This window comes from Pyxidicoccus sp. M6 (assembly GCF_055568925.1).
The window spans coordinates 7,193,091-7,206,630 of sequence record NZ_CM145714.1 but is presented as its reverse complement, the minus strand read 5'-3'; the positions used below and the strand labels follow the sequence as shown (position 1 = coordinate 7,206,630).

Annotated in this window: 2 protein-coding genes (1 of these 2 running past the window's edge); one reads left to right on the top strand and one right to left on the bottom strand. The window is 71.2% G+C overall.

Annotated features, from left to right (window positions below; genetic code table 11):
• Nucleotides 1–54: 54 nt before the first annotated feature.
• Nucleotides 55–1,752: a cyclic peptide export ABC transporter gene (locus tag ACVTJA_RS28405; RefSeq protein WP_465824259.1), complete on the bottom strand. Its 1,698-nt coding sequence runs from the start codon at nt 1,750–1,752 to the stop codon at nt 55–57.
• Nucleotides 1,753–1,876: 124 nt separating this feature from the next.
• Between ACVTJA_RS28405 and ACVTJA_RS28400 the strand changes: the two genes are divergently transcribed.
• Nucleotides 1,877–13,540, top strand: partial view of an amino acid adenylation domain-containing protein gene (locus ACVTJA_RS28400; RefSeq protein ID WP_465824257.1) — the 5' portion only. The gene runs 1,050 nt beyond the window's last position; 11,664 of the gene's 12,714 nt are visible here — the first part of the coding sequence; it begins with the start codon at nt 1,877–1,879; its stop codon lies off the right edge, out of view.

Below are 13,540 nucleotides of genomic sequence, written 5' to 3'. Positions count from 1 at the left end.
GGGAGAGCGTCTTCTTCATGGAGGTAGGCAGGGCGGAAACGTGAAGTGGCGCGACTATAGGCGGAAGCCCGTGCCACTTGCAGCCGTGGGGGCCGGGGACGGTGGCTCGGCCCCGTCGGTGTTCCGCTTTTGGGATTCGTCCGCGACGATGGCGCCAGAGTCCAACCGCACCAGCCGGTCCGCCACGTCGAAGTACCGGTTGTCGTGGCTGATGACGACCACGGCCTTGCCGGCCGCCTTCAGGTCCGGCAGCAGCTCCCGGTAGAAGACCTCCTTGAACATGGGGTCCTGGTCCGCGGCCCACTCATCGAAGAGGTACACGGGCCGGTCCTCCAGGTACGCCGTCAGCAGCGCCAGCCGCTTGCGCTGGCCCGTGGACAGCTCCGTGGTGGAGAGCGCACCGCTCGCGTCGATGCGCACCTTGCGCTCCAACTGGAGCCGCTGGAGATAGGCGCGGGCCCGCTCCGCCTCCGCGCCGGGCGCCAGGCCCAGCAGCGTGTCGAAGAGGTGGAAGTCGGAGAACACCGTCGCGAAGAGCTGGCGGTAGTGCTCGCGCTCCTCGTCGGAGATGGGCCGTCCGTCGACGCGCAGCTCCCCGGACTCCGGTGCGTAGAGGCCGGTGATGAGCTTGGCGAGCGTCGTCTTGCCGCTGCCGTTGCCGCCCACCACGAAGAGGATTTCACCCGGCCGGAGCGTCAGGTCGATGGGACCCAGCGTGAAGGGTGTGTCCTCGCCCTCGCGCCGGTACGCGTGGGTGACGCCGACGAGGTCGATTCGGGACGGTGACGCGGTGAGTCTTGCGGGAGGGGGTGCCTCGCCTTCCGGCGCCGGGGACGTGAGCGCCAGCGCGTCGATGTGCTGGAGCGCGACGGTGCCCGCGCCCAGCATGGGCAGCAGCGTCATCGTCGAGTCGAGCGGCTGCTGGAGGTAGAGGACGGCGAGCGTGTAGCCCACCAGCGTCGACGGCGACACCGGAGCGATGCCCGGCAGCGCGAAGAGCAGGAGCCCGATGAAGAAGAAGAACAGGCTCATGCCCCAGCTCGTCGTGAAGGTGTGCAGCGTGGAGATGCGCACCTGGATCTGTTTCAGCTCCTCCGCCGTGGGGAACAGCTCCTGGGTGAGGAAGGCCGCCCGGCGCTCGCGGTGCAGCTTCAACTCCTTCAGCCCGTTCGTCAGTGAGCGCAGGTCCCTGAAGAAGCGGTCATCCGTCCGCCGGGACTCACGAAGCAGCCCGACGATGCGACGCGTGGGGAGCAGGTAGCTGGAGACACCGAGCACCGCGAAGACGAGCAGCGCGAAGAACACCACGCGAGACATCATCGCGAGCCAGGTGAGACATCCCAGGATGATGCCGCCGTTGATGAGCAGCGGCGGGAGGCACAACAGCCCCTGGGTGACGGCCTGGACATCGTCCACCAGCGTCGCCAGCAGCCGATGTGTGCCCAGCTCCTCCAGCCGGCGCAGCGGTGTCGCGAGGATGCGCTGGCTGAGCTGATCCCTCAGGGCGAAGGTGGTGCCCGTCTGGAGCCGCGTCAGCAACAACTGCGAGGCGATGCGGGAGCCCAGCATCAGCACTCCCAGTGCCACGAACCCGAGCACCGTGCCGCGGTCGGACAGCGTTCCGCCGCTCGATAGAACGGCGTTGATGTGGGCAATGAGCCCCGCGCTCGCGGCACCCGTCACAAGCCCGAAACACACTGCCAGTACCACGGCTCCGCGTGACCTGCGCAGGAGCAGGAGGAGCAGGTTCACGAAGTCGATTCCTTCCGCCTGAAACAGAGCCGGATTTCTCGCGTTCTTAGCCTATCTTGCAGAGTCCTCACCAGCGGAGATATCCAGGCTCTTCCCCCCTCTGGCGACCATGTTCTCACCGCGCGTGCGAATCCCCCCGGCTGCGACACTCCTGGAGCTGCTCGAAACCCGCGCTGAGACGCACGGTGAGACAGCGCTCTATACCTTCCTCGAGGACGGCGGCGACGACGCGGTCCTGAGCCACGCCGGGTTGGAGCTGCGCGCCCGTCGCATCGGCGCGGCGCTCCAGGCGCTCTCGCGCGCGGGCGAGCGGGCGGTGCTCCTGTATCCGCCGGGGCTCGAATACATCGCGGGCTTCTTCGGGTGTCTCTACGCCGGGCTGGTCGCCGTGCCCGCATACCCACCGGACCCGATGCGGCTGGAGCGGACGTTGCCCCGGCTGCGCGCCATCATCCGCGACGCGCGTGCGAGCGTCGTGCTCACCACGGCCTTCATCCAGGAGATGGGCGAGAGCCTCTTCGAGGGCGCGCCGGAGCTGGCCTCGCTGCACTGGGTGGCGACGGATGCGCTGCCCGAGGGCACGGAGGCGGGGTGGAAGCGGCCGGAGCCGTCGCCCGCGTGGGACACGCTGGCGTTCCTGCAATACACGTCGGGGTCCACCGGCGACCCGAAGGGTGTGCGGCTCAGCCACGGCAACCTGCTGCACAACCTGAAGTTGATTTCGCACGCGTTCGAGGTGCGCGACGACAGCGTGGGCGTCATCTGGCTGCCGCCGTATCACGACATGGGGCTCATCGGCGGCATCCTCCAGCCGCTGTACGCGGGCATCCCCGTGGCGCTCATGTCGCCGCTCGCGTTCCTCCGGCGGCCGCGTTTCTGGCTGGAGGCGCTGACCCGCTTCGGCGGCACCATCAGCGGCGGCCCCTGCTTCGCCTTCGACCTGTGCGTGCGGAAGGTGCCTCCCGGTGAGCGCGAGGGGTTGGATTTGCGCCGCTGGGAGCTGGCCTTCTGCGGTGCGGAGCCCATCCGCCCCGAGGTGATGTCGCGCTTCGTCGAGGCGTTCGCTCCGGCCGGGTTCCAGGGCGGTGCGCTGTATCCCTGCTATGGCCTCGCGGAGGGCACGCTGATCGCCTCGGGTGGGCGCAAGGGCGAGGGCGTGCTCACGCGCACCTGGGACGCGTCGGCGCTGGAGCGGAACGAGGCGGTGGAGCGGGCGGAGGGGCCCGGGTCGCGTCCGCTCGTCGGGTGCGGCGGGACGATGCCGGACCAGACGCTGCTCGTCGTGGACCCGGAGACGCGCCGCGCGTGCCCGCCGGATCGGGTGGGCGAAATCTGGGTGTCGGGCCCGAGCGTGGCGCATGGCTACTGGGAGCGGCTCGAGGAGAGCGAGGCGGCCTTCGGCGCGACGCTCGCGGACGACGCGAGTGGACGGCGCTTCCTGCGCACGGGAGACCTGGGCCTGCTGCGCGACGGTGAGCTGTTCGTCGTGGGCCGGCGCAAGGACCTCATCATCCTCCGCGGGCGCAACCTGCACCCGCAGGACCTGGAGCTGTCGATTGAGCGCAGCCACGCCGCGCTGAGGCCCGGGTGCGGCGCCGCGTTCTCCATCGAGGTGGAGGGCGAGGAGCGGCTCGCGGTGATGTACGAGGTGGACGCTCGCAAGCCGTGGACGCCCGAGGAGCTGGTGGCCGCCGTGCGCCGGGGACTCTCCGAGGCGCACGAGGTGCAGCTCCACACGCTCGTGCTCATCGAGCCGGGCGCGCTGCCCAAGACGTCGAGCGGGAAGATTCAGCGCCGTGCGTGCCGGGCGGAGCTGCTCGCCGGGACGACCCGTGCGGTGATGACGTGGCGAGAGTCGGACGCGGGCGAGGGGAGCGCACGGGCTGTTGCTCCGGCCGCGCCCTCGCAGCCGACCACCGTCGAGGAGCTGGAGGCGTGGTTGCTGGCGCGCATCGCGGGCCGGCTCCGCGTGTCACCGGAGACGCTGGCGCGTGATGTGCCGATCACGTCCTTCGGTCTGGATTCACTCGGCGCCGTCGAGCTGGCGAACGACCTCGAATCACTGGGCACCGTCCTCCGCATGGAGGTCCTGCTCCAGGGCCCCACCGTGGCCGAGCTTGCGCGCACGCTCTTCGAGGCGCGGGGGGCGGCGGCGCTTCCGGCGTTGGTCCGTGGTGATGATGCGCGCCCGGCTCCACTCACGGCCGCTCAGCAGCGACTGTGGCTCTTCGAGCAGCTTCATCGCGGCAGTCCCGCGTACCACCTGCCCGCGGCGGTGCGGCTCAGTGGTGCGTTGAATGAGGTAGCGCTGGAGTCCGCCTTCGCGGCCATCGTGGCCCGGCATGCGGTCCTCCGCGCTACGTTCCGCGAGGAGGACGGGACGCCTTCCGCGGTCACCGCGCTAGCACCGGCGCCGGTGATTCGTCGCGTGGACCTTCGCGAGGTGCCTGCGGCGGAGCGTGAGGCGGAGGCGCTTCGGCTCGCGGGGGAAGAAGCTCGCGCTCCGTTCGACCTCGCGAAGGGGCCGCTGCTCCGGCTCACGCTGATTCGCCTCGACGCGCACGAGCACCTGCTCGTCGTGGTGATGCATCACATCGTCTCGGATGGAGGCTCCTTCGCCATCCTGGCGCGCGAGCTGAGCGCGCTCTTCGCGGGCACGGCTGCACTGCCGCCGCTTCCATTCCAGTACGCCGACTTCGCACGGTGGCGCCGCCAGCTCGAAGACTCCGTCTCGCTGGACTGGTGGAAGCAGCGGCTGGCGGGGGCTCCGGCGGCGCTGGAGCTTCCGACGGACCATGCGCGCCCGCCCGTGCCTTCCTACCGGGGCGCTCGGGTTCCGCTGCGCGTACCCGCGTCCCTCACGGCCCGGTTGGAGGCCCTCGGAAGGGGCGAGGGCTCCACGCTGTTCATGACGTTGCTGGCGGCCTTCCAGGTGCTGCTGTCGCGTCACTCGGGGCAGGACGACCTCTGCATCGGCACGCCCGTGAATGGGCGCGACAGGGCCGGTCTGGAGGGATTGATTGGATGCTTCCTCGACCTGCTCGTGCTCCGTGGCTCGCTGGCCGGTGCGCCTCGCTTCCGTGAGCTGCTGGGCCGTACGCGCGAGGCCACGCTCGATGCCTTCGCGCACCGGGGCGTTCCCTTCGAGCGCGTGGTGGATGCCGTGCAGCCCGCGCGAGACCGCTCTCGCGCGCCGCTGTTCCAGGTGCTGTTCGTGCTCCAGCCGGAGCCGGCGGCTTCGCTCGCGCTTCCGGGATTGGACGCCCGCCGCGTGGACGTCGACCCCGGTGCCACGCCCTATGACTTGACCCTCTCGCTCGCGCGCGGTGCTGACGGCCTGGATGGCTGGCTCGAATACGCCACGGACCTCTTCGACGCGGCCACCGCGTCGCGGTTCTCCCAGCGGTTGCAGGTGCTGCTGGAGGCTGTCGTCGCGAATCCGGACGAGCGCGTCACCGCGCTTCCGCTCCTCCCCGAGTCCGAGCGGCGCCAGGTGCTGGTGGAGTGGAACGACACGCGCACCGACTTCGAGGATGCATGCATCCACACGCTCATCGAGGCCCAGGCCGCGCGCTCGCCCGAGACGGTGGCCTTGGTCTGCGGCGACGTGGAGCTCACCTGGGGCGCGTTGAACCGCAGGGCCAACGCGGTGGCCTGGCGGCTGCGCGAGCAGGGCGTGGGGCCGGAGTGCATCGTCGGCTTCTGCGCGGACCGCTCGGTGGACCTCGTGGTGGGACTGCTCGGCATCCTCAAGGCGGGCGGCGCGTACCTGCCGCTGGACCCGTCGTATCCCGAGACCCGGCTGGCGCTCATGCTGGAGGACGCCGCGGCGCCCGTGGTGCTCGCGCACCGGCACCTCGCTTCCGCGTTCCAGGCCAGTGGACGCACCGTGGTGCTGTTGGATCCACCCGGCGGGCCCGACGAGGCGCAGACGCCTCCCGCCTGCGGTGTGCGGCCCGACAACCTCGCGTACGTGCTCTACACGTCCGGCTCCACCGGGCGTCCGAAGGGCGTGCTGATTCCGCACCGCAACGTCGCCAGCTTCTTCACCGGCATGGATGCCCGCGTCGGTGCGGCGCCGGGGACGTGGCTCGCGGTGACGAGCGTGTCCTTCGACATCTCCGTGCTGGAGCTGCTCTGGACGCTGTCGCGCGGCTTCAAGGTCGCCGTACAGGGAGAGCAGGGGGCCCTGGCCGCCGCGCCTCGCAGGTCCACCATCACGCGCCGCAAGCCTCTGGGCTTCAGCCTCTTCTACTTCGCCGCGGATGATGGAACGCCGGGCGCGGAGCGGTACCGGTTGCTGATGGAAGGCGCTCGCTTCGCGGACGAGCATGGCTTCGAGGCCGTGTGGACTCCCGAGCGACACCTGCACTCCTTCGGCGGGCTCTACCCCAGCCCCGCGCTGACGAGCGCCGCGGTCGCCGCGGTTACCCGGCGCGTGGACATCCGCGCCGGCAGCGTCGTCCTGCCGCTGCATCACCCGGTGCGCGTGGCGGAGGAGTGGTCCTTCGTCGACAACCTGTCCAACGGGCGCGTGGGTGTTGCCGTGGCCGCGGGCTGGCACGCGGATGACTTCGTGCTCGCGCCCGAGCGGTACGCGGAGCGGCGTGAGCAGACCCGGAAGGACCTGGACCTCGTGCGGCGGCTCTGGCGCGGCGACGCCGTGATGCTGCCCAACGGCACCGGCGTCCCCGTCGAGGTGCGCATCCGTCCCAGTCCCGTGCAGCGCGAGCTGCCCGTGTGGCTCACCGCCGCGGGCAACCCGGACACCTTCCGGGACGCGGGGCGCATGGGCGCGGGCGTGCTCACGCACCTGCTGGGCCAGCGCTGGGAGGACTTGCGCGAGCGCCTCGCCCTCTACCGCGAGGCATGGCGCGAGGCGGGCCACCCGGGTGAGGGGCACGTGACGTTGATGCTCCACACCTTCGTGGGGCACGACGCGGAGCGCGTGCGTGAGACGGTGGAGGGCCCGCTGCGCCGCTACCTCAGCAGCTCCGCGGACCTGATGCGCGGGCTGGGACGCACGCTCGGCGTGGACCTGGACCCGAGTGTCGTCCGGCCAGAGGACTTGAACGCAATCATGGACCGGGCCTTCGCGCGGTTCTTCGAGAGCGGCGGCCTCTTCGGCACCCCGCGCACGTGCCGCGAGCAGCTGGCGCGCATCGATGCGCTCGGCGTGGACGAGGTGGCGTGCCTCATCGACTTCGGCGTGGACACGAACACGGTGCTGGCCCACCTGCCCGCGCTGGACGCCGTGCGGCAGCGCTGCGAGCGCGACTTCCGCCTCCAGGGCCGGGATGGCGGGACGGTACCCGCGCAGCTCCGGCGGCATGGAGTCACGCACCTCCAGGTGACGCCCTCGCTCGCGCAGGCGCTGCTGCTGGAGCCGGATGCACCGGGCGCGCTCGCGGGCCTGGAGCGGATGCTGGTGGGCGGTGAGGCGCTCCCGGTGGAGCTGGCCTCGAAGCTTCGGGACACCGTGGGTGGGGCGCTGCTCAACATGTACGGCCCCACGGAGACGACCATCTGGTCCTCCACGCACCGCGTGGGCTCGGAGCCGGGGCCGGTTCCCATCGGGACGCCCATCGCCAACACCTCGCTCTACGTGCTGGATGCGGAGCTGCGGCCCGTGCCCATCGGTGTGCCCGGGGAGCTGTTCATCGGCGGCGTGGGTGTCGCGCGCGGCTACCACGCTCGGCCGGAGTTGACGGCGGAGCGCTTCCTGCCGGACCCGTTTGGCGGTTACGCCGGTGCTCGGATGTACCGGACGGGGGACCGCGCGCGCTGGCGTGCGGACGGCACGGTGGAGTTCCTGGGACGCGTGGACCATCAGCTCAAGGTCCGCGGCTTCCGCGTGGAGCCGGGAGAGATTGAGGCCGTGCTCGCGCGGCATCCCGGCGTGCGGCAGGCGGTGGTGGTGGCCCGGGAGGATGTGCCTGGAAGCGCGCGGCTCGTGGCGTACGTCGTGCCCCGGCCGGATGCCGCGCTCTCCGAGGACACGCTGCGTGCCTTCGCGCGGCGCTCCCTGCCCGAGCACCTGGTGCCTTCGAATGTCGTGTCGCTCGACGCGCTCCCGCTGACGCCGAACGGCAAGGTGGACCGCAAGGCGCTCCCGGCCCCCGAGGGCGTGCGCGCCGAGGCCCGCGAGTACGTCGCGCCCCGGACGGAGACCGAGCGGCGCGTGGCGGAGCTGTGGTCGTCGCTGCTGGGCGTCCCGCGCGTGGGGGCGGAGGATGACTTCTTCGCCCTGGGTGGTCACTCGCTGCTCGCGACCCGGGCGGCGTCGCGCATCCGCGAGTCCTTCGGCGTGGAGCTGCACCTGCGCGAGCTGTTCGAGGCGGCGACTCCAGCCGCTCTCGCCGCGCGAATCGATGCGCTCCCGCGCATGTCGGGCCGGGTGCCGCCGCTCGTTCCGCGCTCCCGCGAGGGCGCGTTGCCGCTGTCCTTCGCGCAGCAGCGACTGTGGTTCCTGGAGCAGCTCGAACCGGACGGTGCCGCGTACAACGAGGCCGTGCTGGTCCGCGTGGAGGGCGCGCTCGACGCGGGCGTGTTGGAGCGCTGCCTGCGCGAAGTCGTCCGGCGCCACGCCATCCTCCGCGCCATCTTCCGCGACGAGGACGGCACGCCCGTCCAGCGAATCTCCCCCGAGGTCCGGCTCTCGCTGGCTCGGGTGGACCTGACAGCGGTCTCCGAGTCCGCGCGCCCGGCGGAGGTCGAGCGGCGGGTAGGGGAGGAGTCGCTGCGGCCCTTCGACCTCGCGTCCGGTCCTCCGCTGCGCGCGATGCTGTTCCAGCTCGATGCGCGCGAGCACTCGCTGCTGCTGGTGCTGCACCACCTCGTGTCGGACGGGTGGTCTCTGGGCGTGCTGGTGCGCGAGGTGGCGGCGCTCTACCGCGCCTTCTCCGCGGAGCGCGAGTCGCCACTCACCGAGCCCGCGGTGCAGTACACGGACTTCGCTTCATGGCAGCGTGAGTGGCTGCACGGGGCCGCGCTGGAGTCACAGCTCGCGTACTGGCGCGCGCGGTTGAGTGGTGCCCCCCGGGCGTTGGAGCTGCCCACGGACCATCCGCGCCCCGCCGTGAGGAGCAGCCGGGGAACGAGCCGCGGTGCGATGTTGGGCGCCGAGCTGTCCCGGCAGGTGAAGGCCCTGGCCCTGCGCGAGGGCGTCACGCCCTTCATGGTGTTGCTGGCGGGCTTCACCGCGCTGCTGTCCCGGCATGGCGGGCAGGAAGACCTGTGCGTCGGTACGCCCGTCTCCGGCCGTGACAGGACCGAGGTGGAAGGGCTCATCGGCTGCTTCGTCAACACGCTGGTGCTGCGCGTGTCGACCTCCGGAGAGCCGACGTTCCGCGAGCTCGTGGGCCGCGCGCGGGAGACGGTGCTCGGCGCCTTCGCGCACCAGGACGCGCCCTTCGAGGAGTTGGTGAAGGCGCTCGCGCCCGAGCGCGACCTGGGGCGCAGCCCGCTCGTTCAGGCGATGATCGTCCTGCAGGAGGACCCGCTGCCGGAGATCTCCATGCCGGGCCTGCGGCTCCGCGTCCAGGAGCATCCGAGCCAGACGGCCAAGTTCGACCTGCGCCTCAACCTCACGGACACACCGGAGGGCTTCGCCACCAACCTCGAGGTGAGCACCGACCTGTTCGAGCCGGAGACGGCCTCGCGGTTGCTGAGCCACCTGCGCATGCTGCTGGAGGACGGCGTGCGCGACCCGGAGCGGCGCGTCCGCGACCTGGCTCTGATTCCGCAGGAGGAATGGCGTCAGGTGGTGGTGGAGTGGAACGCGCGAGGGGAAGGCTCCCGGCCCGCCGGCACCGTGCCCGCGTTGTTCGAGGCCCAGGTCGCACGGACGCCCACGGCGGTCTCGGTGGTCTCCGGTGACGTCTCGCTCACGTACTCCGAGGTCGACGTCTGGGCGAACCAGGTGGCGTGGCGACTGCGGGAGCTGGGCGTGCGGCCGGGCGCCACCGTGGGCCTCTGTGTCGAGCGCTCGCCGGAGCTCATCGTCGGCATGTTGGGCATCCTCAAGGCCGGCGCGGCCTATGTGCCGCTGGATGCCCGCCATCCTCCGGAACGCAACGCGTGGATGCTGAGGGAGGCGGGAGTCGACGTGCTGCTCACGCAGCAGTCCCTGTCGCCGGAGCTCCAAGCGCACGGTGGCAAGCACCTGCAGCTGGACGCGGATGGGGACAGCATCATCCGCCAGCCCACGAATTCGCCCGGCGTGCGAGTCAGCGAGGACGCGCTGGCGTACGTCATGTTCACCTCCGGGAGCACCGGACGGCCGAAGGGTGTCTGCGTACCGCACCGGGGCGTGGTGCGGCTGGTGAAGGACACCGCGTTCATGCGCTTCGGCGCGGAGGAGGGCTTCCTCCAGCTCGCCCCGGCGGCGTTCGATGCCTCGACGCTGGAGATCTGGGGTGCGCTGCTGAACGGCGCGCGGCTGGTCATCGCGCCTCCCGGTGCCCTCTCACTGGAGGAGCTGGGCGAGCTGCTCGCGCAGTCGGGCGTCACCACGCTGTGGCTGACGGCGGCGCTCTTCGAGCAGATGGTGCTGCATCAGGGCTCTGCGCTGGCCGGGGTGCGGCAGGTGCTGGCCGGTGGTGACGTGCTGCCGGTGCAGCGCGTGCGCGAGCACCTTGCGCGGCTGTCTTCCGACGCCGTGCTCATCAACGGCTATGGCCCCACGGAGAACACCACCTTCTCCGCGACGCACACGCTGCGGGCCGGTGACGCCGTGGGGGCTTCGGTGCCGATCGGCCGTCCCGTGCCTCATTCCACCGCGTATGTGTTGGACACCGCGCTGCGGCCGGTGCCGGTGGGTGTGCCCGGTGAGCTGTACGTCGGAGGCGCGGGCCTTGCCTGGGGCTACCTGGCCAACCCGGAGCTGACGGCGGAGAAGTTCATCCCGCATCCCTTCGGCACCACGCCGGGCGAGCGCCTCTACCGCACCGGAGACCGGGCCCGCTGGCGTGCGAATGGCACGTTGGAGTTCCTGGGCCGCATCGACTTCCAGGTGAAGGTGCGCGGCTTCCGCATCGAGCCCGGTGAAGTGGAGGCCGTGCTGCGCGAGGTGCCCGGGGTGACGGAAGCCGTGGTGCTGGCTCGCGAGGACGTGCCCGGGGACAAGCGCCTGGTGGCGTACGTGGTGGGCCCGACGGCGGAGGAGACCGCCTCGCTGCGCACCGTGCTCCAGCAGAAGCTGCCCGAGTACATGGTGCCGTCCGCCTTCGTCGCGCTGGAGCGGCTACCGCTCACGCCCAACGGCAAGGTGGACCGCGGCGCACTGCCTGCGCCCTTCGAATCCACGAGCACGGCATCCCAAGAGTACGAAGCGCCGCGAGGGCCTGAAGAGGAGCAGGTCGCCGCGCTCTTCGCGGAGCTGCTCGGCGTCAAACGCGTCGGGGTGACTGACAGCTTCTTCGAGCTGGGTGGTCATTCGCTGCTGGCTACGCGCCTCGTCTCGCGGCTCCACGCCAGCCTCGGTGTGTCCCTGTCGCTGCGCGACTTCTTCAAGGACGCCTCCGTGCGGCACGTGGCCGAGCGGGTCCGTGCGGCCCGCCAGCGGAGCGAAGGCGCGCTGCCGCCCATTGTCCGCGTTCCGCGCGCGGAGTCCATGCCCCTGTCCGCTCCGCAGGAACGGCTCTGGCTCCTGGAGCAGCTCCAGCCGGGCACGGCGCTCTACAACGTCCCGTGGGGCGCGTGGATGGACGGTCCCCTGGACGTCCCCGCGTTCGAGCGGGCCCTGGCCGGACTGTTCCGCCGTCACGAGTCGCTGCGGACCACCTTCTCGAGCCACTCGGGCGAGCCGGTGCAGGTCATCCACGCGCACGTCCCCGTGGCCCTGCCGGTGGTGGATATGCGCGGCCTCCCGGAGTCCGCTCGCGAAGCGGAGGCCCTGCGCGCCGCGGACGAGGAGGTCCGCCGCCCATTCGTCCTGTCGGAGGGCCCGCTGCTCCGCGCGCTGTTGCTGCGCACGGGAGAGACGCGCCACTTCCTGGTCCTGACGCTGCACCACATCATCTCGGACGGCTGGTCCCTGGGCGTGATCATCCGTGAGCTGTCCGCGCTGTACGACGCGGAGCTGCACGGGCGCGCGTCTCCGCTGCCCGAGCCCATGCTCCAGCCCGTGGACCATGCGGTGTGGCAGCGCTCATGGCTGCAGGGGGAATCGCTCGAATCGCAGCTCCGGTACTGGCGCAAGCAGCTCGCCGGAGCCCCGCCGGTCCTGGAGCTGCCCACGGACTTCCCGCGCCCGAACCTTCAGCGCTTCCGAGGTGACACCGTCGGCGTCCACCTACCGGCCGAGCTCTCCGAGCACTTCCGGGCCTTCTGCCGCCGCGAGGGCGTCACGACGTACATGGGCCTGCTGGCCGCCTTCCAGCTCCTGCTGTCCCGCGTGTCGGGCCAGGAGGATGTCTGCGTGGGCTCGCCCATCGCGGGCCGTCACCATCCGGGCCTCGAACGCCTCATCGGCTTCTTCGTGAACACGCTGGTGCTGCGCACGCGGCTGGAAGGCAACCCCACCTTCCGCGAGCTGCTCCAGCGGGTGCGCGAGACGACGCTCGATGCGTACTCGCACCAGGACGTGCCCTTCGAGAAGCTGGTCGAAGCCCTTCAGCCTCCGCGCAGCCTCAGCCACGCGCCACTGGTGCAGGTCGTGCTGGCGCTGAACGAGGAGACGCCGCGGGACATCGCGCCCGAGGGGCTCGCGCTCCGCTACGTCGAGGTCTCCACGGGCACGGCGAAGTTCGACCTCACGCTGTCGCTCTTCGACACCACGGACGGGCTCACCGGAACGCTGGAGTTCGACGCGGACCTCTTCACGCCCTCCACGGCCACGCGGCTGATGAACCAGTTGCGCGTGCTGCTGGAAGGCGCGATGGCGGACTCCGGCCAGCGCGTGAGCGACCTGCCGATGATGGACGCGGCGGAGCGCCAGCGCCTGCTGGTGGACTGGAACGACACCACCGCCGAGTACCCGCGCGAGGTGTGCCTCGCGGCGCTCTTCGAGGCCCAGGCCGCGCGCACGCCCGCCGCCGTCGCCGCCGAGTGCGAGGGTGACCGGCTCACGTACGGCGAGCTGGACCGAAGGGCGAACCAGCTCGCGTGGTACCTGCGCAAGCGGGGCGTGGAGCCGGGAACGCCGGTGGGCCTGTGCGTGCAGCGCTCGCTGGACCTCGTGGTGGGGATGCTCGGCATCCTCAAGGCGGGCGGCGCGTACGTGCCGCTGGACCCCACGTACCCGCGCGAGCGGCTGGCCTTCATGGTGGAGGACACGCACCTGCCGGTGGTGCTCGCGCAGCGCTCCGTGCTGGAGCTGCTGCCTTCTGGAAGCGCCACGGTGGTGCTGCTGGACGAGTCTCGCGACGAGGTGGCTCACGAGCCCGAGTCCTCTCCGGGCGTGACGGTGCCGGCGGAGTCGCTGGCCTACATCATGTACACGTCCGGCTCCACCGGACGACCGAAGGGCGTCTGCGTTCCGCAGCGCGCGGTGGCGCGACTCGTGCTGGGCTCGCGCTTCGCACGCTGGGGCTCGGACGAGGTGTTCCTCCAGCTCGCGCCCATCTGCTTCGACGCGGCCACCTTCGAGCTATGGGGCGCGCTGCTGCACGGCGCGAAGCTGGTCCTCTTCCCACCCACGACGCCCACGGTGGACTCGCTGAAGGACGTGCTCGTGCGCCACGGCGTCACCACGCTGTGGCTGACGGCCGCGCTCTTCGAAGCCATCTCCGCGGCGAGGCCGGATGCGCTGGACGGAGTGAAGCAACTCCTCGCGGGAGGCGACGTG